Consider the following 22,390-nt stretch of genomic DNA (forward strand, 5'->3'; position numbering starts at 1 on the left):
AGAATACAAATACAAATTTAAATAATTGATTGATAGTCCATCCGCTGTCGAATTTTTTCTTTAACTTCATTACCCGCAAACTTTTCACAAAGATAAAGTCCTAAATCAATTGATGAAGTCACACCTCTTGCTGTGATCACATCTTTTTCATCAACAACTCTCTGGTTGACTACAGCATCACAATACTTTTCCAATTCCTGAAAATGATTAGGATGGGTTGTCGCCTTTTTACCCTTTAAAAATCCGGCTTCTCCTAAAAGCAGAGAACCCGTACACACAGAAACTTTGAGTTTGGAGGATTCCGAAGTTTTAAGCCATTGAATAAAGTCAGTCGTCTCAATTAAATTGTACACATTAGCAACGACTCCACCAGGCACTATTATTAAGTCATATCCTGAGAGACATTCACTTACTTTTGTTGGTATGAAACCCAATCCTCTATCGTCGCTGACATGAGGAGTGAGTGAACAAATCTCCCATTCTAATTCTGGTAAAAACTGCATTGTCTTAAGTCTAGCTATTGGGTCATAAACACCAATAAAATCTAATGCAGTCATTCCCTCATAAATAATAAAAGCAACTTTCATAATATGTCTTCTAACTAACGAATAGGATTATGCACCGTAACCAACTTCGTTCCATCAGGAAAAGTTGCTTCCACCTGCACCTCATGCACCATTTCTGATACACCTTCCATGACATCATCCCGCCTTAACAGCGTAGTTCCATAACTCATCAATTCTCCTACCGTTTGCCCATCTCTCGCACCTTCCAAAATAGCAGCAGAAATATAAGCCACCGCCTCTGGATAATTCAACTTCAAACCTCTTTCCTTCCGTCTTTGGGCTAATAATGCAGCCGTAAAAATCAACAGCTTATCCTTCTCCTGCGGCGTAAGTTGCATCTCCTACCTCTTTTCTCTCTTCTCTGTGTACTCTGCGCCTCTGCGGTTCATTCCTCTTTCCTTCCGCCTTTGGGCTAACAATGCAGCCGTAAAAATCAACAGCTTATCCTTCTCCTGCGGCGTCAGTTGCATCTTCCACCTCTTCCTTTGCGTCCTTCGCGCCTATGTCCTGCGGACACGCTCCGCTAACGTGGTTCGTTTAAATCTGCCAAACACGCGGTATACAACTAGAACGCGTCAAAAATGATTGACGTAATAGCTGCCAAACACCAATAAACCAGTATCTCACCTCAGACGTCGCACAACCACGATAGCGACACAATAATCCACATGAAAGACGAGTCACACCTGCTTCCCCTTCCCCACACCACAGAGAACGCGCCTTTTCTACCAACTCCGGTGAAACTTCTTGCCCAACATACACCAGACTACCAACCAAAGGCTGTCCTCCCAAACCGTGGGGACTGTGAAAAACCTCTTCACTACCAGGTAACCATTGTCTATCAATCCACAAAGGAACTTTTTGCTGGCAAATTTCGGTGTGCGATCGCCATTCTCCCAAACAAAATTTTTCACCTCTAGCACTACGTCCAAACCTAGTCATTTCCCAGCCAATCCAGCTAGCACCTGTCGCTAATTCTACCCTTAAGTCTTGCTGATAAATCGCACCATCAAAGACAATTGTTTCTTGAGGTAACCACTCCAAAGTTGCACCTGTATCAACTTGTATCTCAATGTTTTGTCTTGCTTTATTACCGTTACTGCGATATATCTTACTTGCGGCAGCTGTGGTGATCAGTGCTTGCGCATCGGGCTGGAGATGAAAATTGTAGATCAGGCGATCGCCTCCCACAACTCCCCCTGCTGTATGTAAAATGACGCTATGACAAACTTTTCGTCCTTCTGGATAAAACGGGCGTTGCACTTTCAGTGGTGCTTGATTTTGGTTGTGAATGAGCGTTGTTGTATTTTGGCGATGAGCGTAAACTAAGTTTAGTTTGCCATGCCAGCCAGCAGGACTTTCTATTTTAGAAAAGTAACTCATTCGTGTGACGGTTCAGCAAGGTATACGCTAGTACGATAAACCATGTAGACAAAACCACGCTCATCAGACAAGCGCTGATACAATTGTTGCAAGTCGGATACCAGTTGCTGCTGTACCACTCCTTCACGCGGGACATAGGAAGCACTCATTGCACGACCAATAAGTCCAGTTAAATCTAACTCTTGCCTATAAACAAACGTATATTCGCAGAGGTTAACAAAATGTTGAGTTGTTAGAAGTGGTTCTACAGACTCCATACGCCCTTCAGCAGGGTGGTTACTGGATGCTGCACGTACTAAGCGGCTATATTCAACAGTTAACTCATCTTTTTCATCGCGGTTATTCCACACTACCGCCAACCGTCCCGATGGTTTGAGAATGCGGCGGAACTCGGATAAGCTGGGTTCAGGATTGAACCAGTGGAAAGCTTGAAAACAAGTTACTAAATCAACAGATGCATGATTTAATTTGGTAACTTCTGCAGTTCCATCACGAAATTCTACCAAAGGATGAGGTTCAGCAGCTTCTCTCATTGCTGCATTTGGTTCAATCGCAATGACATTGACTAAGCGTTGTGCTAACAACCGTGAGGAAATTCCTGTACCCGCACCAATATCTGCTGCTACGAGTTCCAAAGGTGGCGCTAACCCTTGGAGAATAATATCAATTGCTGCTGTTGGGTAGCTTGGTCGGTACTTCACATAATCCCCGACTCTATCGGAAAATCGAGTTAGGGGGTTCATTGTGTGCAGGTGTGTGGGTTCGGAGTTCGTTTCACTCATGGGTGTGTTGCCCAGTCTACTTAATTCTTATGATATTTTTTTATCTATATCATATAGTTGTTTCATTCATTTTTCTGGGACAAATTTTGCGAACTCAGTCGCTACCCGCGTTAATTGCTTTTGGCATTTTGGCTAATTTTATGAAGGATCAAAGGATAGATTAGGACTGTAAGCCGTCATGTACATCGTGGTTGAAACACCATCAACCCCAGGTTTCTCACCTGGGGCTTTATTTTGTTTGTGATTACCGAGTGAATTTGGCAATTTGGCAATAACTTAGATTGAAATGAGTCTATTTTATAAATGAATGCGGTCTTGCACAAAAGACTCAAAGTACACGACAAAACCCCTTTTTCCCCGGTTAACTACCGGGGTTCCTTACAAATTGTGGTCAAGGTTAATGTTTTAGTCAGAGTCGATCCCACATTGGGATTAGTGGTGAGAGTCTACGTCAAAGTTAATGATGAGGTTCTTGTTAAGGTCAGAGTTTTGGTCAATGAAAGGTCAGATTGAAAATTCCACGCTTTCTAAGCGTGGAATTTTTTTCATGGGTCAAGCTATTTCTTAATTTTCTCTACCATTATTTTCTTAGCTGCTTCATAATCGTCATTGATTAAATAAGAAAAATGATAGTAACTGGCTAAATAAAAATTGCAGCCAAATTTTTGATAGCGATCTGCTATTGCTAAGAAACCATACCTGGCACCCCACTCATCTGTAAACCAATCTTTATAATAAGAATCATGAAGGAACAGGGTGAGTGTCTTTTCATCAGAACTTGGTATGATACGGATGAAGCTGATGTCTGGATGATGACTGCGGCTTACTGGTAATAGCACCTCAAAGCCATTAAAATTTAAAAACTCGGCTAAATCCTCTTCGGTTGCTTCATACAAGGAGTTAAGTCTGTTCTGGTAAAGCAAGAAAATGTCGCCAAGCCATCCAAAATTCATGTTTACTGTCAAACCCTGGATCAATGTCTAATCGCCAGCTATCTTCTTGGCAAAGGTCATCAATCACTTGTTTCGGTAAATCAGCCAGTTTCATAACTCAACTAGCCCTCCCAAACCTTAAACTTTCTCTCACTTTACTCTAAAAGAACACAAAATAGTACATTTTTACTATTATTTTGAGTTCGTTGAACCAGAGTTATCCAAAGTTTGCACTGTCAGTACCTGCGGTGGGGTGGCGTCTGGTGGATAAAGTAAGTCTACTTCTACTAATCTTCTTTCACCGGCTTTCATATTTAGGACGACTAATGGTTCTCCTTGTTGTCCTCGTTTTTGTACTAAGTGAAAATATTTAACTCTTGGTAGACCTTGGTCATCTTTATAACGGACTCTGACTGAACCCCGGAAGAACACTTGCGGCGCTGGTGGATTCAAAAAGCGCAATCCCCCTTTGGTTAACTGGTCTTCTTTGATTGGTGTCTGCATTGACACAGTGACTGCTTTGGTTTTTTGTGTATTATTATACAATGGCAATGTCAGGCTGTATTGTAAACTGTAGTTTCCATGAGCGCGATATGCTGTGTCAGGATAGCGCACTAGCATTGGTGCGCTTTGTATTTGACTGGTTCCCAAGGTACCGCGATCTAAGGCACTCAGAATATAGGAAAAGGCTTGTCCGGAACTAGGTATAGTCAGATGTTGGGCTTTTGGTGAATCTATGAGTAAGGCTTTCCATTCTGACCCCTGTGCAACTCCGGCAACGCGACCATATATAATTGGTTTGTTAGTCTCTTCGAGAGGGGTTGGTGTTTTATCGCGTGGTTTGGATAAATCACCATTATTGAGTAGATTTTGCCATTCTTCTAAAGTAGGCGATCGCTCAGAGCCATCAGGATTCTTTGGTGCAAACATTGCTAAACTGGCTGCATACACTGTGTCATTACTCCACAGTCGCATGAATGTAGACCGACCGTTTAAAGGTGGTGTCAGTCCGTTTACAGGAATAGGTGTATTCAGCAGCATCCGGCTTTCACTTGGTGGAATGATTATTTGCGGAGGAAAGGTGTTTTGTCTTTGTCCCCGCAAGACATCATACATGACGCGATCGCCTGGTCCTGCAAAAACTGTACCTAAAATATTCTCACTTTTATATGGCAATTCTGTAAATGGTGCATCTGGTTGACTTAAATAACTCGCTGCTTGCAAGATATTAACTGTCACTGGTTGTTTTCCTGGGTTGTGCAGAATTATCCCTAGATAAAGCGTCCGCAAGTCTTCTGGTGTCGGTGCTTCAGCGACGTGGTGAGCAAACACATCAAATCGTCCTTTAAAAGGAAAGTTCAGATGTGCGGTTGGGACTTTTTTTTCTTCAGGTGGAAAAGTAGAAAGCAATATTCCTTCGTTGAGAACTTTTTCTGGACTATTGCTGTTAAACACCGGGATGTTATCTAAATTCCCAAGTAAAGGACGTAATTGTTGCTGTTGCACAATTTCTTCTGGTGGCGGTACAGGGGAAGGAGTGATTTGAGCAAGTGGAAAAATCAGTAAGAATGGAAACATATATCTACATATGTTTTTCTTCAAACAGACGCAAATAGATTTACCAAAGTGCCAGCCTGTGAATAATCAATAAAAAGTCATCAAGAATTAAAGGGAGATTTTCTTCAGTCAAAATAGGAACGTGGACAAAAATGCAAGGGGTTGTGGGTTTTGAGTGGCGCAGTTCATCTAAAACGGAATAGTAAAGTCCTTCGCAAACAAATTTACCACAGTCGTGACTTATCTCAACTGCCCTAGTGCCCGCCACTAATTGCTCTAAATTAACCGTTGTCTGCAACACACTTTCTCCAAAACTAGCACCTACTTCCACACTTAATAGCGTCCGTCTTTGCGCCATACCACAGCAGATGATGCCATCTGGCTGGAGTTCATGGATTTTTTTTATAACCCGAAAACTGGCAAGCTGTACATCCACGCTTAAGCGTCGCAAGAAGGTTAAATTATAAGGTAACGAGTTAAGTCGGGAAACTTCTGCCAACAAATCATCAGAAGAATTTGATTTTTGCTCGCTTAGCCAAGTGTCAAAAGATGTTAATAAAATGCTTTTCTTCATAAGAAATATTATTTAAAATAGAAATACTCTCCATAATTAAGTTAACAGGGAGCAAATAAATGGCGGTGATTGCAGTCGTTGATTACGACATGGGAAATTTGCACTCAGTTTGTAAAGGCTTGGAAAAAGCTGGGGCAACTCCCAAGATTACTGATTCTCCAAAGGACTTAGATAAGGCAGATGCTGTCGTTTTGCCGGGAGTTGGTGCATTCGATCCAGCAGTGCAACACCTGCGAGCGCGTGGTTTTGAAAAACCAATAAAAGAAGCAATTGCATCCGGCAAACCCTTTTTAGGCATTTGTTTAGGACTACAAATTTTATTTGAGTCAAGTGCAGAAGGCACAGAATCAGGACTTGGAATTATTAAAGGAACAGTCAGGCGATTTCGTCCAGAACCAGGAATTGCTATTCCTCATATGGGTTGGAATCAACTCCAACTGACTCAACCAAAAAGTCATTTGTGGGAGTACCTACCCTCTCAACCTTGGGTTTATTTTGTTCATTCCTATTATGTTGAACCACAAGATTCCCAAGTCTGTGCTGCAACAATCACCCACGGTCATCAAACTATCACAGCGGCGATCGCCCGCGATAACTTAGTGGCTGTCCAGTTTCATCCCGAAAAATCTTCCAACATTGGACTGCAAATTCTGTCTAACTTTGTCTCCCAAGTTTGGACAACAGTTGCTGCCTAAATACAATTGTGGATAAATCCATAGTTTATAGTCTCTAGTTTTTAGTCAAAGGGTTTTGTGAGAATTGATTGTTACACTTTGTAAAGTAAATAGAAATAAGCATCGCCTGCCATTATAGAAAAGTGGTGGGTGATGCTTACTCTATAAAAAAGGTTTCAACTAATGACTAATGAGTTTAAGAATTTACGGTAATCGACCATTAAAAACTTTACCAGGGAAAGAAACTAGACCCACTAGTGCGCGAGTACGGGAGGCAGTGTTCAATATTTGGCAGGGAACAATAGAAGGCTGTCGTTGGCTCGACCTATGCACTGGTACTGGTTCAATGGGCGCAGAGGCTTTGTGCAGAGGGGCCAGTCTAGTTGTAGGGATTGAAAAATCTCATCGCCCTTGTGCTATTATCCAACAAAACTGGCAAAACTTAGCAAAAGCCGAACAAGAATTTAAGGTCATGCGGGGAGACGTTGTACAGCTTTTGCCAAAATTATCAGGACAGCAATTTGACAGAATTTACTTTGACCCGCCTTATGCGAGTGGATTATACCAACCAGTGATAGAGGCGATCGCTCAGTGTGATCTTTTAGCTTTTCATGGTGAAATCGCAGTCGAACATAATCCTCAAGATTGGACACCTCTACTGATTCCGTCTTGGGAAATCTGCCGTGAGAAAGTTTATGGAAACACAGCTTTGACCTTTTACAGTTTTGTGGAGTGAGGGTAAATTTCTAGCAAATGGTCAAGCAGCTAAATCAGGTTTAAACAAATCCTGGAATGACGCTGCTTTTGGGCAGTTTTTCAAAACCCTAGAATACATAGCCAAGCCACTGCGTTGCGCGGGTTCCCCGCGTTGTAGCAAGTGGCGCGCGAAAGCACCGGGTGTGGGTTATCGCAGTGAATCCTGCATACACATCTCAATTACTGGCGTATCGTGACGAGATTGTCTTCACTGACTGCGACATGCGTTCTTATTGGGATGCTGAATATTCGCTTAATGTTGACCGCGACATCAACGCTGGAATCAATATCAAGCGCGTGGGGCTGGGACTGTTCCCCACGTCAAAACGCCGTAAAGGGAATCTAGTAGTTGGTCACTCTACTACCAACAGTACCTTGAAGGAAGTTCTGGCAGTGTTAAAGAATGCGCCGTCAGCCTACACCGTACCTGTACTCAGGTCGGTGTAGGTAGTTCACAGACCGAGTTGGTTACCGCGCTTGTATTGCTCGTAAGCTTTGTAAAACAACCCAGCCAAAGTTACAAAGATTAAACCCAGGACAATGCCATCAAGTAAGGGTTCTACCACGTTAAATCTCCTTTGTGCTATTGTTCAATGATTTTCTTCCCGTCATTGATTCTACCAAATTTGGCTGAACACTCCCAAGCCTCGTGTGGATGTCCGCTGCTTACAGCACGACGCTACGCTAACATTCTCGCAAAAAGCTGAAATGCTTCCTCATCCTCCTCATCCGCCTCCTGAGTTAGCAAAAAAACATTTGTGCTTGCAGACACAATCAAGAACTTTTAAGCTATGTGTATGAAATGAAAACTTTTTGTACACTTGGACTTTAACAGCAAACATTTGGATAACCAGATTACCAAACCTGAAACTTTGATTTGGCGGATCATATTGACGGCACTGACGATTCTGCTCTTCGTCGTTTTGAGCATTTTTACTGTTCGCATAATCAGAACTGCCGATCCATACGTCAAAAGCGTTCTATCGCTCAAAGGGGACCCAGTACTCGGACACGCTATCTTTCAAATCAACTGTGCGGGGTGTCATGGCTGGGAAGCTGATGGGCGCGTCGGTCCTAGCTTACAAGGAGTCTCAAAGCGCAAATCAACCTATGGTCTGATTCACCAAGTTATCAGTGGTGAAACACCACCCATGCCGAAATTCCAACCTAACCCTCAAGAAATGGCAGATTTATTGAGCTATTTAGAAACTTTGTGAAATACCCACCTTGGCTTTGGGCTATTTGACATGGGCTGTTTAACATCCCTTGCGTGCCATAGGTATATACTTTGTGCATGCGCAAGAGCTCTTGCCTCATTGAATGCGAGTGGCGTTTGATGAGTCATTTTTTGGTGAACACAACAAAGTTTAAAAACCATTGCGCATTTCCCCTGGTGAAAAGCCCTTGCTGACTTATCTAAAAAATGCCAAGTAGAAAAATGAAAGTCAATCCACATAAGGCAAGGAAAGAAACAATAATGATGTTGCCTACACTGTGGTCTTGTGCTGTTGCTTGTTGTGGATGTTCAGACATAGCAATCAACCCTGTTTTCAAGAATATACTGAAATTATAAATACCTGGATAGATATTTTTCTTGGTAGAATAAAAGACTTGACTTTAATTCAATTAAGTTTATCTTTGTAGCTCACTAAAAAGTAAGAATATAAACTTTTGTTTCAGCTGTTGAAATCATGAGCACGAGCAAACGACACAGTAGAAAAGGACGTTTGATGACTACCCCCCAATATATTTACCAAGGCAAAAGCTAACCGAAGATCATGTGCTCATAGTCGTCAGAGTCTATTCTTTGAATGAAAGCAGATTTTTCAACAATATCTTTAGGTATTTACACGAAAAAGAGCTTTATAGTAACTTGATTTTAACAACAAAGTTGTAAACGAAAAAATAAAGAGTACGTCTTTAGTGAGAGTGCAAAATACTTAAATATAAGATAACCGTAAAAAGTAGAGAGCTTTAACGGTTAACAGTTATCAGTTTCATCATTTGGGTTTAACTGCCCCACCAATTGAACCCAAAGCGTTGATGGTAAACTAGCACGGCGCAGTTTTTGTTTTCCGCGTCTTGGCTGGTGTAAGCCCTGCGGATACACTTTGTGTTTACAAAGTAGCGTGAGGTGCAAAAGATACCTGTAAAGGCGCTTTTTTATCCCCCACCATGCACATGACAACTGTGTACTGTGTACTGTCTACTCTTTTAAGAATAGTCACAGTAGTAATAATTGCTAATTGCCAATGTGTAGTGGTTCTTTATACCATTACGCATGGGCAGTTGGCTACTAGCTATTGCTCAGTCAAACGTTGAATCCAAAATCTATAATTATCTCACGAGTTGCCATGTCTGAATTACTTCAAGCTGTTCTGGATAGTGAAGAAAAAAGTGATTTACGTTCTTTGATAAGTGAATTACGTCAGCAAGAAAAAAAGTACTTGCTGCGGAATGACATACTGAACTTATACCGTGAATATTGCTCTAAGTACGAAAAACCTGAGGCGTTTTACACCGCGTCTCACTTGGGCAAGCTTATCTACTACACTCAAGAAATCATTCAAGAGGAATCAAGCCTCTGCTTTATCATACGACCAAAAATTGCCAGTCAAGAAGGTTACCGACTGACAGCTGACTTGAGTATAGAGCCGATGACAGTTCAGGAACGGTTGGATTTGCGCGATCGCCTAGTCAACCGATATAACCCCAACGAAGGCGACCTCTTGGAGTTGGATTTTGGTCCATTTTACGACTACACCCCAGTCATTCGCGACCCCAAAAATATTGGCAAAGGGGTGCAGTTTCTCAACCGCTACCTATCCAGCAAGCTATTTGCTGACCCCAAGCAATGGCTAGAAAGCTTGTTTGACTTTTTGCGCTTACACCAATACAACGGCGTTCAACTGCTTATCAACCAGCGGATTCAATCGCATCAGCAACTCTCTGATCAAGTCAAAAAAGCGATCACTTTCGTGAGTTCTCGCCCCAATGAGCAACGCTACGAAGAATTCCGATTTGACCTGCAAGGGATGGGCTTTGAACCAGGTTGGGGACACACAGCTCAACGAGTCCAAGAAACCTTGAGCATTCTGGATGAATTGATTGACTCTCCTGATCCTCAAACGTTGGAAGCCTTTATCTCTCGCATCCCGATGATTTTTAGAATCGTCTTGGTTTCTGCTCACGGTTGGTTTGGACAAGAGGGAGTTTTGGGGCGTCCTGACACTGGCGGTCAAGTTGTTTACGTCCTCGATCAAGCGAAGAACTTGGAAAAGCAACTGCAAGAAGATGTCATGCTGGCTGGCTTAGAAGGATTGAATGTCCAGCCTAAAGTGATTATTCTCACCCGCCTCATCCCCAACAGTGATGGTACCCTTTGTAACCAGCGCTTAGAAAAAGTCCACGATACTGAAAACGCCTGGATTTTGCGAGTACCTTTGCGGGAATTCAATCCCAACATGACACAAAACTGGATTTCGCGGTTTGAATTTTGGCCCTATCTGGAAACCTTCGCCATTGATTCCGAAAAAGAACTGCTGGCAGAGTTTCATGGTAGACCAGATTTAATTGTTGGTAACTATACTGATGGAAATTTGGTAGCGTTTTTGCTAGCACGCAGATTGGGTGTCACACAATGTAACATTGCCCATGCAATCGAAAAGTCCAAATACTTGTTCAGTAACCTCTATTGGCAAGATTTGGAGGACAAATATCATTTTTCGTTACAATTTACAGCCGATTTGTTGGCGGTGAATGCTGCCAACTTTATCATTAGCAGCACCTACCAAGAAATTGTGGGCACGTCAGATAGTGTAGGACAGTACGAGTCGCTCAAATGCTTCACCATGCCAGAACTGTACCACGTTGTAGATGGAATTGAACTGTTTAGTCCCAAGTTTAACGTGGTACCCCCTGGAGTGAACGAGAGTACCTATTTCCCGTATACGCGTACGCAAGACAGAGTTGAGAGCGATCGCGCCAGAATAGAAGAAATGCTCTTCACTCTGGAAGACGACTCCCAAGTTTTTGGTACCCTAAATGATCCAAGTAAGCGTCCACTCTTCTCAATGGCGCGTCTTGACCGAATTAAGAACCTCACAGGTTTAGCTGAATGCTTCGGGCAAAGTCAAAAATTGCAAGAGCAATGCAATCTGATTTTGGTCGCGGGTAAGTTGCGTGTAGAAGAATCAGGCGACAACGAAGAACGCGATGAGATTGTTAAACTTTACCGAATTATGGAGGAGTACAATCTCTATGGTAAGATTCGCTGGTTGGGTGTACGTTTGACCAAATCTGACTCTGGCGAAATTTATCGGGTCATTGCTGACCATCAAGGAATCTTTGTACAACCTGCTTTGTTTGAAGCTTTTGGTTTGACAATTTTAGAAGCGATGATTTCGGGATTACCAACTTTTGCCACACAATTTGGTGGTCCTTTAGAAATCATTCAAGATAAGGTAAATGGCTTTTACATCAACCCAACTAATTTAGAAGAAACAGCCGAAAAAATTCTTGCTTTTCTTCAGAAGTGCGAACAAGATTCCAACTATTGGCATGAGATTTCCAAACAAGCCATTGACCGAGTTTATAGCACTTATACATGGAAAATTCATACTTCCAAGCTTTTATCCTTAGCAAGGATTTATGGCTTCTGGAACTTTATTTCAAAAGAAGATCGGGAGGATTTGCAGCGCTATATCGAAGCTTTGTTCTATTTAATTTACAAGCCAAGAGCACAGCAGCTGTTAGAGCAGCACAAGTATCGTTAAATTCTTGAAAAGAACTTAGTAGTCAGAACTCAGAACGGAGACAGAGCACCTGGTAGCTCCGCTCAGAATGCAATGAGTGGGCGATTGAAACCCTTTTACTCTCCAAGAGCGTTGTACAGAATTCATGCAACCTAACAGCTTAATTCAGCGTTTTTCATTCTGTTTGCGTAACCATCAGTAGGACACATTCTGATCTATGTGTTCTGAGTTCTTTCTTGGTCAATAGTCATTTGTCAAAGTTCACATTTCAAAAATGGGATTCAACCTGTGTGATATTATAATGCCGTACCTTATAAATCTCTTTTTGGGGGAGTGACCAATCAATTGTCAATTATCAGTTATCAGTTATCAGTTATCAAGGAAGCGCAGTATCAGTTTGAAGAAGTATTCAGTATTGCTGAATCCAGAATTCAGAATAGAAGAATCAATTAACTCTTTTATTCTGACCGGAGGCTCTGCGGTGAAGCAGCGCTCTTGGTAGGGTTTCCCGACAACAGGCGACTGTGAACCCGAAGGGCTGGTGGCTCCGCTCCTGACTCCTGACTCCTGACTCCTTCACTGTTCACTGTTTACTGTTCACTGTTCATTGTGTACTGTGTACTGTTCACTGTTAATTGCTCATTGTTCATTGATAACTATTCATTGTTCATTGATTCTTGACTATTTTGTTAATTCATACCAAGTTCTTTGACCAACTATGCCATCTGCTGTTAAATTCTGTTTGTTTTGAAAAGCTTTGACAGCAGCCTCTGTCAAGGCACCAAAAACCCCATCAACTCGAATAGTATAGCCATTAGACGATAACAATTGTTGCAGGACTCTGACAGCAACACCTGAGCTACCAAAACGCAAAGCTGGTAAAGATGGACCAGTATTTATCTGAGAAACCATCTGATAACTACTTTTACCAGTCAACCCTTGCTTTCTTTGACGAAAAACTTCTCTAGGTGAAGTGTCTGAGGCTATTTGGAACTTCATGAAATAAGTAGAAGCAAGCATCATCTTCTTACTTTCTTTGAGCGGACTCTTGTGAAAATTTCGGATAGTGTTTCTCCAGTCTGCTACCAACTGAGGGATAGGATTAAAAGATAAAAGCATTTCTGGCTTTGCACAGACATCAAAGCATCGAGTTTCTTTAATAACATCCTTTGTTGTGTCCTTTCTTGCAATCTGGAAATTCTTAGCTCTACTTATATGAAAAGAGATTTCATAAAGAATATTTTTTTCTGCGAAATTTAGTATACTTTCATTTTTTATAGCTATGACTGATGTAGCAACTTGGGCAGCTATATCAGACTGCACAAACTCAGGTGGTGTAATTTGAGCAGCTGACACTATCTGAGACGGCTGCCTTTGTGTTAACTTCTCCTCGTCATTGTCTGGCTGAACTAGTGGCAGTTGCAGTGCAATGCTTGGAGGTAGTTGTCCTGTTGCTAACACACCCGTCATCAGCAGGGCAAGATCTGTCATTGTATTTCATTTTACTAACACCCATGTTTCCTTTGACAGTAAAAGTTACTGCTATTCCGGAAGAGACAGGACAGAAAAATAAAAAAATCTAATAAATTCTTTTCAAAGAATCGGCGAAATATGATTAAACGTTTTGCATTCATTATATGGAATGTTCATAAAGTCCAAAAGTTCCCTCACTTATATCTTGCACCAGGGTCAAAAACAGGGTTTTTTTGAGAATGACGACGAATGACGACACAAGCCTTAGGGGGGACCACAAAAATAAAATACCAGCCGTCAGACCTAGATCCCTCGACACCAACCCGTTACCGTTAAACACGGCTGGTATTTTATTTCCAGGCAAATGCCTTACTTTAATTTTCTCTTCAGGAACCCGGTTTTTTAGGTTTTGTCGAGAATGCTGAGCCAGCAAGCATGAGCGACTGGCGCTCTTCAAAGCGGGTGTGTACGCAGCGCTCTGCGGAGGTCATTCCCGGAGAGCGCAAGATGTTAGTTTAGATAAACAATTAGTATTAATAATACACAAATATGAATTATGAGTTATCTAAAGTTTCATCATTTATAATCACATAGTATGCTAGTTAAATTTTTGACTAACCTGACAATACAGCCCAAGTTCTTGCACCAACAACTCCGTCTGCCACTAAACCACGCGAACTCTGGAAAGCTTTAACAGCAGACTCTGTGAGCGCACCAAAAACTCCATCAGTTTGAACAAAGTAGCCATTAGATACTAAAAGTCGTTGTAAGGTTCTTACAGAACTACCCGCATCACCAAAGCGTAGAGTCGGTAGACCACCTGAACGGAAAGCAGTTTGCTTCATTATTGATTGTAATTTAAATTGTGATTTAGGTTGTGATTCAGATTGTGCCTTAGGCTGTACTAATGGTTGTTCTTCGGGTTGTCCTTGATTTGTAGATTCTTCCATATAAATGAATTTATAAAACTAATTTTCATGCATTTCAACCGTATCTAGATTGCCAAAGAATTAACTCACCCGATAGAGTTATGTGGAATTTTGTATGAAACTATACCTAGATTAACATTGACACTCCCCATAAGTAGAATACGACAAATTTTTAGTTCAGAGCAGTTTTATTGATAAAGCATTTGGCAATTTATTCGGGACATAAAAATGCTCACTGTGATTATTCCCACGGATGAATCCAGGGTTTTGCAAACTCGTGATCATCGCTCATCAGTAGTTCGGTATTATCCTGTGGATATTCTTCATACTCATGAACATTGTTTCCGCATTTTTTGGAAAGTTTTAAATACTGAGATATGGTTGCATCATATCGAAGAGGGAAAATTGACGGTGACTAGCACCTCTAAACCCATGTGCTGTATAGGATTGACCGAATTATCGTAGAAAAAGTATGTGGTGCAATCCGGAGTATCCCTCGCTTGCCTGATGCTGGGTTTATGACACAATAACTAAAAAGCGAATCGCGTATACACGCGATTCGCCAATTTTTGGTTATCTCCCTAAACTCTTTGTTGGTAAAACACAAAACACTTCGGATGTTGGGCGCAACCGAAGCGATCGCCTATAAACATTGATTCGGTTAATGCACCAGAAGCTCACTTAACTAATTTGTTACATACTTTCCAAATATCTTCTTTTGGAAAACTTGGCACCTCTGATTTTACGTTGTTTGAAGAAAAAGTAACCTATGATGCTTCAAAGCGTTTGTTTTTGAAATTCAAAATGGCAGACAGTAACCTGGGAAACGCAAGACACACTATAACGTTGATCAAGGTTAGGAATAGACCATCCATCAAACTCATAGATAACCCTCTGTTTCTAAAGGTGCTTTTTATATACTCTTTTATTTTGAAGCAAAACTCATTCAAATTGCAAAAAGCAAAATTTGAATTTATTGTGATATCTATAAGTAAGTTTTAATATAGAAATTTTTGAATATAACTATAGATTGAATGATGACTTCCTAAAAAATTAAATTCAGTTATCAGTTAATCGTAAAGATTTATGTATTTTCCATACAAAATAGATACAAATCAGATGTATTGATTTCTGGATGAAGTTAACTGATAAGGCACTTACCAGTAATAAAATGTCCCGCCGTCAAACCTAGATCCTGTATACCCACCCGTTAACTTAATACACGGCGGGACATTTTATTTTTTGGATCTCCCTAACCTGATACTGTTAGCCTGGAGAACACCTCTCACAAAAATTTGGACTGAATTTACAAAATGGTCTTCTTGTCAAGGCATAACTTGTACAAAACGGAAAACTGGTAATTTCAGTTTTGTTCTTTTGTATTTTTGAACTCCTCTGCCATAACTGACTACACTTAGTTTTAGTAGCCATGATGATAGATAAAATTTTAGGAAATGCAAGACAAACAGTAATATTTATGAGCGTTAAGAGTGAAATGTCTATCAAACGCATAGGTGCTCACTTTACTTTTACGAATGAGGTGATTATTGCTTCTATTTAAGAGCAATATTTCTGTAAGAAGTTGAAAGCAAAATTTTGCCTTGCTTTTATCTGAGATAAATGTACTATAACATAAACTTTTGTTAATCAAGAGATGCCTCAAATTGTGAGGGTTGGTATAGACAGAATAAAATGTGTCATTTGAGATTTGCTATTTCAACCACAGATCGGAATATGCTGGAGATATAAGAAATTTTCTATTTCAGGAGATGTGTTATGTCGAAAACATACGATATTTCTTCTATAATCTCTAACGTTTCTGAGCAAGATCGCCGTGAGTTACAACGTTTAGCAGATTACTCCAATTTGAAATCATTGCCAGAAATATGGTCGTTGGTAGCAAAGCGATGTGGCGATACTGTTGTGCTTCGCGACCCTCATGCTAAACCAGAAGTTGTGATTACGTATACGCAACTCTTTCAAAAAATTCAACAATTTGCCGCTGGATTGCAAGCATTTGGGGTGAAACCAACAGAGCGTGTTTCCCTGATTTCAGATAATAGTCCCCGCTGGTTCATTGCAGATCAGGGGATTATGACTGCTGGGGCGGTTGATGCAGTACGTAGTTCCAAGACAGAACGAGAAGAACTTGTCTTTATCTTGGAAAATAGCGGTAGTAAGGCGTTGGTTGTGGAAGATTTGAAAACTTTCAACAAGCTGCGATCGCGTCTTCAGGATTTGCCAATTGAGCTAGTCATCTTACTTTCAGATGAACTATCATCAACAGATGAAACCCTGAAAATAGTAAATTTCACTCAGTTACTTGAAATTGGAGCAAATCATAGTTTGACACCAGTCAAGCAAACTTACGATAGTTTGGCCACACTGATGTACACTTCTGGTACGACAGGCAAACCCAAAGGGGTGATGCTCACTCATGGCAATTTGATGCACCAAGTGCTAGTATTTGGGACGGTATTGCAACCGCAACCAGGAGACATTGTTCTGAGCATCCTCCCAACTTGGCACGTCTACGAACGCAGTTGTGAGTATTTCTTACTTTCTCAAGGTTGTACACAAATTTACACGAATTTGCGCTCTATCAAACAGGATTTGAAAGAATTTAAACCCAATTACGTGGTGTGTGTACCCCGCTTATTGGAATCAATTTATGAAGGAGTGCAAAAGCAGTTCCGCGAACAAAGCGCAAACAAACAACGCTTGATTAACTACTTTCTAGGGGTTAGCGAAAAGTATATCAAAGCGCGGCGAATAGCCCAAGAATTGAGTTTAGAAAATATAAACCCCTCAATGGTCGAGCGATTAGCAGCTAGTATACAAGCATCAGCTTTGTTTCCTCTCCACGCTGTGGGAGAACGACTTGTTTACGCCAAGATACGGGAAGCAACGGGGGGAAAAATCAAGCAGATGATCAGTGGTGGCGGTGCGCTTCCCAAGCATATAGATGATTTTTTTGAAATTATTGGTGTAGAAATTTTGCAGGGCTACGGCTTGACAGAAACTTCTCCTGTGACTCATGTGCGTCGTCCTAAGCACAATTTACGTGGTTCATCTGGGCTACCAATAGCAGGTACAGAATTTAAAATAGTCGAACCTGAAACTCGTAAAACTTTGCCAGTTGGAGAGCGAGGTTTGGTGCTGTTGCGGGGACCACAAATTATGCAAGGCTATTATCAAAATCCTGAAGCAACAGCGAAAGCTATTGACACAAATGGTTGGTTTAATAGCGGTGACTTGGGTTGGGTGACGCCACAAAATGACTTAGTACTGACCGGACGGGCAAAGGATACGATTGTATTAACCAATGGGGAAAATATTGAACCGCAACCGATTGAAGATGCGTGTTTGCGATCGCCCTACATAGATCAGATAATGCTTGTTGGACAAGACCAACGCAATCTCGGTGCATTAATAGTCCCCAATTTAGAAGCCCTACAAAAATGGACGGAAGCAAAAAATCTGCATCTACGTCTACCAAATGAAGCCGCCCAACAAATAAGTACTGAAGATTCTCAAGGCAAGACAGAGGTCAGCTTGGAGAGTAAAATGATTCAGGATTTATTTCGGCAAGAATTGATTCGGTTCGTGCAAAACCGTCCAGGCTATCGACCGGATGACCGCATTGGTCCGTTCAAGTTCATTTTAGAGCCGTTTTCTATGGAAAATGGCTTGATGACACAAACACTGAAAATTAGGCGACACGTCGTGATGGAGCGCTATTGCGATATTATTAACCAAATGTTTGCCTGATGATTCCACCTGCAAATTATAGAGTACACGTGAAACATTTATGGATGCCTCCAAATCTCAACTGCTCTTAAAACGCGTTGTTAACGTCAAAGCGATTGTCACTAACCTTTGGAAAGAGGAAGTGCAACAGCAATTGCAGGCGCAAATCAATCAAATTGACCAGCAACTGCAACAAATCGACATGGAAGGACAGCGGGCAATTTCAGCAGTTCAAAAGCAGAGTCTGCAACCACCAGGTCCTCAAACCCTGCAACAAATTGAGAATATTCAAGTTCAAATTAATCAAAAGAAAAGTGAGCTTTTGGAGCAGAAAAATCAAAGTCTGCAAAACCTTCAGCAAGTTCAGTTTCTAGAGTTGGATCAAGAAGTTAACCAATTCCAAATGGAAGGTTTTTTCCGCGTGGAACCAGGCGATAACTTGATTAGCAAATTACAGGTAGAAGTTGTGCTACGTGATGGTGTTGTAGAAGAAATTCGCGGTGATATTTAAATTTGTCCTTTGTTTTTGGTTGTTGTATGCTGACTGAGACTAAGAACAAATAACTATTGACAGGTTTGGGTTGACTGTGATTTACGAAGGCTACTTCCAGGTATACATTGTACCTGGGAGCCAGCCCAAACAATTTGCCACGCACGAGGAGAACTCACCAAAAGCGATCGCCCAAAGGTTGTTAGTTCAACTCGATGTTTAATTGCTTTGAGAGAGTTTTCGGCTGGCTCTATTTGCGTAATTGTGACTAACGCTTGATTGGGGTAGGGATAATAAACCTCAACCTTGCGAGTTTCTTGCTTTGAGTCCATGTCATCAAAGGCATTGAGCGCAAGCTCAGCAGGATCACTGCCTTGCAGAGGAGAGCTGATACTTTCTAGAGGTACAGGATTATAATTTGCCCGCTCTGGGTTAACAATCTCCTCTTTGATGTGTACATCTGAAAACTGAGGTGGTTGCTCATTGTTCAGATTAGAAACCGCTTCAGATGGCTGGCGCTGGGTGATGTAAACGCCAGTCGCAGCGGTGGCAAAGAGACTTAATACCACAATCAAAAACAATTTCAACTTTGCCGACATAAAACTTAAAAATCAATTCAAACAGGTTAAATATCAATTTTGAATTTTAGATGAAGGTACCGTCCTTCCTCTTCTTGCTTTTGATTGGAATTTAGATTTTATCGAGCCGTGATCACAAATACAAATAAATAGACCATGAGGTCCTAATATAGTTCCTCTGCGCGAAGAGCAATCAGAGGTATCAGGATGTAGAGGTTTGAGATTTTTATTATCTGATAAAAGTTTAATAGCGACTATCTGACATCTTAAGATCTAGGTTTCCGTGAACTACCCCGCCGCATAGGCGGACGGGGCTTCTGTACTCGCGGGGGAATGCCTCAACTTGGACTTTCGCCCAAGCCTTGGTCTTACTTCCCCTCCTACAGCAGAGACGGCTGAACCATCCGCCTTTAGCATTCTGATACCCTCTGATCTAATATTGATAGCTGCATTGCCATCACGATCGTGGTGAGTACCGCAGTGGAGACAAGTCCACTCTCGCACTTCTAACAGCATCTCACTCACTTGATAGAAACAATTAGAACAGAGTTTAGAGCTAGGAAACCATCTATCAATTTCAACCAACTTCGCGCCTTTACGCTCAAGCTTATAGGACAAAAAATTGATAAATGTTCCCCATCCAACATCAGATATTGCTTTTGCCAACTTGTGATTCCGAACCATGCCCTTGACATAAAGGTTCTCTACTATGACAGCTTGGCTATCGCTGACCAACTTGTAACTAAGTTTATGTAGAAAATCTTGCCGCGAATTGCTAACCCGTTCGTATACTTTGGCAACTACTTTTCTATACTTATGTCGTGAGTTACTTCCTTTTTGCTTTCGTGCTAATTTCTGCTGCTTACGCTTTAGGTTCTTTTCATGTTTAGCTAGATGTTTTGGGTTGTCGTATTTAGAAACCTTTTCACCATCGGTAACAACAGCAAAATGCTTCAAACCTAAATCAATGCCATAAATCTTACCTTGTGTAGTGGTAGGAGTTTCCCCCTCTACCTCGGTTAGGATAGATGCAAAATATTTACCAGCAGGCGTTTTGGAAACAGTTACGGTTTTGATAGTACCTTCAATAGGTCGATGTATTTTAGCTTTAACCTCCCCAATATTTCCTGGAAGCTTTACATTCCCATTTACAACTTTCACATATTGAGGGTATTGAATAGACTGTTTCCCGTGTTTAGATTTGAATCTAGGAAACCCTGCACGTTTTTCAAAGAAGTTTTTATATGCGGTAGTTAGATTAAGTGTAGTAGCTTGTAAAACTTGGCTATAACAATCCTTTAACCACTCGGTTTCTTCTGCTTTCTTTAGTGTGGGTAAAAGTGCATTGAGTGCTGAGCGTCCTAAGCCCTTGCCTGTATCCTTATAAGCTTCTATTGACTTATTTAATGCATAATTCCACCACCAACGAGCACATCCGAATGTTTGCGCCAGTTGTATTTGTTGCTTTTTATCGGGGTATAGGCGAACTTGGATAGCTTTATATAACACTCAATATCACCTCCTTAAGCATCTATCTTATCACTATATACATTAGCGATAAAGTGATTTTCGGCTAAATTTGGAAATTGTATGGCGTTCCGCCACGCTCCGCTATCGGACATCCATAAAGGATGTACCTCACATTTTCCGGGGCAACCTCGCCCACCGCATGGCGGACTCTTGAATTCCGCCTAATTAGTTAAACTTCGCACCGAGAAGAGCGAGGTCAAGATACAATTCGATCTGACACAAACTTATTAGTCCATTCATTATCGATTCACCAAACCACCTATATGAGCATTTACGAAGTATTTATGCCGGCGCTCAGTTCCACCATGACCGAAGGTAAAATCGTCTCTTGGGTAAAATCTCCTGGAGATAAAGTGGAAAAAGGCGAAACAGTGGTGGTTGTCGAGTCAGATAAGGCAGATATGGATGTAGAATCCTTCTATGAAGGATATTTTGCTCACATCATCGTGCAAGCTGGTGAAACAGCCTCCGTTGGAAGTGCGATCGCTCTGTTGGCAGAAACTGAAGCTGAAATCAAAACTGCAATTGCTCAAGCGACTTCTGGGAGTACTACTGCTCCCAAAGATGAAGCAAGTGCAGCCACCTCTAGTGGGAAAATACCACAGACAACTACAATCGCAACACCTGCTGCTTCTCAAAACGGAAGCTCGAACCGGACAAATGATCGGCTCGTCGTTTCACCTCGTGCTCGCAAGTTAGCCAAGGAACTGAAAGTTGATTTAAATGGTATCTCTGGTAGTGGTCCTCATGGTCGCATAGTCGCCCAGGATGTAGAAGCAGCAGCTGGAAAATCTACCAAACAACCCGCCACAGTGACTCATGTCGCACCTCCACAACCAGCACCAACCATAACCTCAGTTGCACCTACACCCGCACCTGCACCCGCACCTGCTATCGCACTGGGTCAAGTAGTGCCTTTGACTACCCTGCAAAATGCTGTGGCACGCAACATGGTAGCCAGCCTATCCGTACCAGTCATCCATATAGGATACACCATTATCACTGATGCACTCGACAAGCTTTACAAACAAATTAAGTCTAAAGGGGTGACGATGACAGCCCTTCTGGCAAAAGCAGTAGCGGTAACATTGCAAAAACACCAACTACTTAATGCCAGCTACTCTGAACAAGGAATTGTACACCACTCTAGTATTAATATTGCTGTAGCCGTAGCAATGGATGATGGAGGATTAATTACACCAGTATTACAAAATGCAGACATGGTGGATATATATTCTCTATCACGCAATTGGAAGTCTTTGGTAGAGCGCGCCAGAGCTAAAAAGTTGCAACCAGAGGAGTATAATACCGGTACTTTTACAATATCAAACCTAGGGATGTTCGGTGTAGATAGATTTGATGCTATTTTGCCACCCGGACAAGGTTCTATTTTGGCAATTGGCGCATCTCGTCCGCAAGTTGTCGCAACCGCTGAAGGTTTATTTGGCGTCAAGCAACAGATGCAGGTGAATATGACTTGTGATCACCGCATTATCTACGGTGCTCATGCTGCGTCGTTCTTGCAAGATTTGGCGAAGTTAATTGAGAAAAATCCTGAGTCTTTGATGCTGTAGTTTAAGTGAGATAACAATCAAACCGCCTCGGCTCATCCTTGAACCAAGGCGGTTTACACTCATTAAGTAGTGACATTGACGATTTAGA

21 protein-coding genes and 1 pseudogene are annotated in these 22,390 nt (G+C 41.6%); 8 read left to right on the top strand and 14 right to left on the bottom strand.

The window, feature by feature from the left end:
• Window positions 1–17: 17 nt before the first annotated feature.
• The 9 genes and pseudogenes from DP117_RS05045 to DP117_RS05080 all read right to left on the bottom strand — a co-directional run bounded on the left by DP117_RS05045 (window position 18) and on the right by DP117_RS05080 (window position 5,794).
• Window positions 18–587 carry a DJ-1/PfpI family protein gene (locus DP117_RS05045; RefSeq protein ID WP_169217242.1) on the bottom strand — a complete coding sequence of 190 codons (570 nt, stop codon included), beginning with the start codon at window positions 585–587 and terminating at the stop codon, window positions 18–20.
• Window positions 588–601: 14 nt separating this feature from the next.
• Window positions 602–904: an urease subunit gamma gene (gene ureA, locus DP117_RS05050; RefSeq protein WP_169217243.1), complete on the bottom strand. Its 303-nt coding sequence runs from the start codon at window positions 902–904 to the stop codon at window positions 602–604.
• A 48-nt stretch (window positions 905–952) separates the two neighbouring features.
• Window positions 953–1,036 (bottom strand): annotated as a pseudogene (locus tag DP117_RS05055) (urease subunit gamma); the annotation flags it as partial.
• Between the two features lie 67 nt (window positions 1,037–1,103).
• Entirely contained in the window at window positions 1,104–1,949 is an 846-nt protein-coding gene (locus tag DP117_RS05060) for an urease accessory protein UreD (RefSeq protein ID WP_169217244.1), read from the bottom strand.
• On the bottom strand, window positions 1,946–2,731 hold the full coding sequence (locus tag DP117_RS05065) for a class I SAM-dependent methyltransferase (protein WP_169217245.1): 786 nt from the start codon (window positions 2,729–2,731) through the stop codon (window positions 1,946–1,948). Before DP117_RS05065 ends, DP117_RS05060 begins: the two co-directional genes overlap by 4 nt.
• Window positions 2,732–3,288: 557 nt before the next feature.
• A complete protein-coding gene (locus DP117_RS05070) occupies window positions 3,289–3,627 on the bottom strand; it encodes a hypothetical protein (protein ID WP_211175921.1) in 339 nt (112 codons plus the stop codon).
• Window positions 3,628–3,631: 4 nt separating this feature from the next.
• Window positions 3,632–3,778 carry a hypothetical protein gene (locus DP117_RS35315; RefSeq protein WP_211175922.1) on the bottom strand — a complete coding sequence of 49 codons (147 nt, stop codon included), beginning with the start codon at window positions 3,776–3,778 and terminating at the stop codon, window positions 3,632–3,634.
• A gap of 77 nt (window positions 3,779–3,855) precedes the next feature.
• Complete coding sequence (locus DP117_RS05075) at window positions 3,856–5,241, bottom strand: DUF3370 domain-containing protein (RefSeq protein WP_169217246.1); 1,386 nt, start codon at window positions 5,239–5,241, stop codon at window positions 3,856–3,858.
• Window positions 5,242–5,281: 40 nt separating this feature from the next.
• Entirely contained in the window at window positions 5,282–5,794 is a 513-nt protein-coding gene (locus tag DP117_RS05080; RefSeq protein ID WP_169217247.1) for a peptidase C15, read from the bottom strand.
• 59 nt (window positions 5,795–5,853) lie between these two features.
• Here DP117_RS05080 and hisH point away from each other — a divergent pair, with 59 nt between their 5' ends.
• The 3 genes from hisH (at window position 5,854) to DP117_RS35965 (ending at window position 7,671) form a co-directional block, all read left to right on the top strand.
• On the top strand, window positions 5,854–6,489 hold the full coding sequence (gene hisH / locus DP117_RS05085) for an imidazole glycerol phosphate synthase subunit HisH (RefSeq protein ID WP_169217248.1): 636 nt from the start codon (window positions 5,854–5,856) through the stop codon (window positions 6,487–6,489).
• A 169-nt stretch (window positions 6,490–6,658) separates the two neighbouring features.
• On the top strand, window positions 6,659–7,204 hold the full coding sequence (gene rsmD, locus DP117_RS05090; protein ID WP_169217249.1) for a 16S rRNA (guanine(966)-N(2))-methyltransferase RsmD: 546 nt from the start codon (window positions 6,659–6,661) through the stop codon (window positions 7,202–7,204).
• A 176-nt stretch (window positions 7,205–7,380) separates the two neighbouring features.
• The gene (locus tag DP117_RS35965) at window positions 7,381–7,671 is read left to right on the top strand and encodes a hypothetical protein (protein WP_248277528.1); all 291 of its coding nucleotides are present in this window, start codon (window positions 7,381–7,383) and stop codon (window positions 7,669–7,671) included.
• 5 nt (window positions 7,672–7,676) lie between these two features.
• On the opposite strand, the gene petG is transcribed toward DP117_RS35965, so the two are convergent.
• The gene (gene petG / locus DP117_RS05100; RefSeq protein WP_048871568.1) at window positions 7,677–7,790 is read right to left on the bottom strand and encodes a cytochrome b6-f complex subunit V; all 114 of its coding nucleotides are present in this window, start codon (window positions 7,788–7,790) and stop codon (window positions 7,677–7,679) included.
• A 276-nt stretch (window positions 7,791–8,066) separates the two neighbouring features.
• On the opposite strand from petG, the gene DP117_RS05105 reads away from it, so the two are divergent.
• Both DP117_RS05105 and DP117_RS05110 read left to right on the top strand, forming a co-directional pair.
• Window positions 8,067–8,441, top strand: coding sequence for a cytochrome c (locus DP117_RS05105; protein WP_169217250.1), 375 nt, complete (start codon window positions 8,067–8,069; stop codon window positions 8,439–8,441).
• 1,137 nt (window positions 8,442–9,578) lie between these two features.
• A complete protein-coding gene (locus tag DP117_RS05110; RefSeq protein WP_169217251.1) occupies window positions 9,579–11,999 on the top strand; it encodes a sucrose synthase in 2,421 nt (806 codons plus the stop codon).
• 660 nt (window positions 12,000–12,659) lie between these two features.
• Here the strand turns inward: DP117_RS05110 and DP117_RS35970 are convergent.
• Window positions 12,660–13,469: a peptidoglycan-binding domain-containing protein gene (locus DP117_RS35970; RefSeq protein ID WP_248277529.1), complete on the bottom strand. Its 810-nt coding sequence runs from the start codon at window positions 13,467–13,469 to the stop codon at window positions 12,660–12,662.
• Between the two features lie 596 nt (window positions 13,470–14,065).
• Window positions 14,066–14,401: a peptidoglycan-binding domain-containing protein gene (locus DP117_RS05120; protein ID WP_169217252.1), complete on the bottom strand. Its 336-nt coding sequence runs from the start codon at window positions 14,399–14,401 to the stop codon at window positions 14,066–14,068.
• Between the two features lie 1,755 nt (window positions 14,402–16,156).
• Here DP117_RS05120 and DP117_RS05125 point away from each other — a divergent pair.
• Window positions 16,157–18,151 (top strand): long-chain fatty acid--CoA ligase, encoded by a 1,995-nt coding sequence (locus DP117_RS05125; RefSeq protein ID WP_169217253.1) that lies wholly within the window; start codon window positions 16,157–16,159, stop codon window positions 18,149–18,151.
• Between the two features lie 40 nt (window positions 18,152–18,191).
• Entirely contained in the window at window positions 18,192–18,641 is a 450-nt protein-coding gene (locus DP117_RS05130; RefSeq protein WP_169217254.1) for a YlqD family protein, read from the top strand.
• 53 nt (window positions 18,642–18,694) lie between these two features.
• Here the strand turns inward: DP117_RS05130 and DP117_RS05135 are convergent, their stop codons facing one another.
• Complete coding sequence (locus DP117_RS05135; RefSeq protein ID WP_169217255.1) at window positions 18,695–19,219, bottom strand: hypothetical protein; 525 nt, start codon at window positions 19,217–19,219, stop codon at window positions 18,695–18,697.
• Window positions 19,220–19,486: 267 nt separating this feature from the next.
• Entirely contained in the window at window positions 19,487–20,707 is a 1,221-nt protein-coding gene (locus tag DP117_RS05140) for an RNA-guided endonuclease TnpB family protein (RefSeq protein WP_169217256.1), read from the bottom strand.
• Between the two features lie 284 nt (window positions 20,708–20,991).
• On the opposite strand from DP117_RS05140, the gene DP117_RS05145 reads away from it, so the two are divergent.
• On the top strand, window positions 20,992–22,302 hold the full coding sequence (locus DP117_RS05145; protein ID WP_169217257.1) for a dihydrolipoamide acetyltransferase family protein: 1,311 nt from the start codon (window positions 20,992–20,994) through the stop codon (window positions 22,300–22,302).
• Window positions 22,303–22,390 lie beyond the last annotated feature (88 nt).

The sequence above is a fragment of the Brasilonema sp. UFV-L1 genome (genome assembly GCF_012912105.1).
Taxonomy (GTDB): Bacteria; Cyanobacteriota; Cyanobacteriia; order Cyanobacteriales; family Nostocaceae; genus Brasilonema.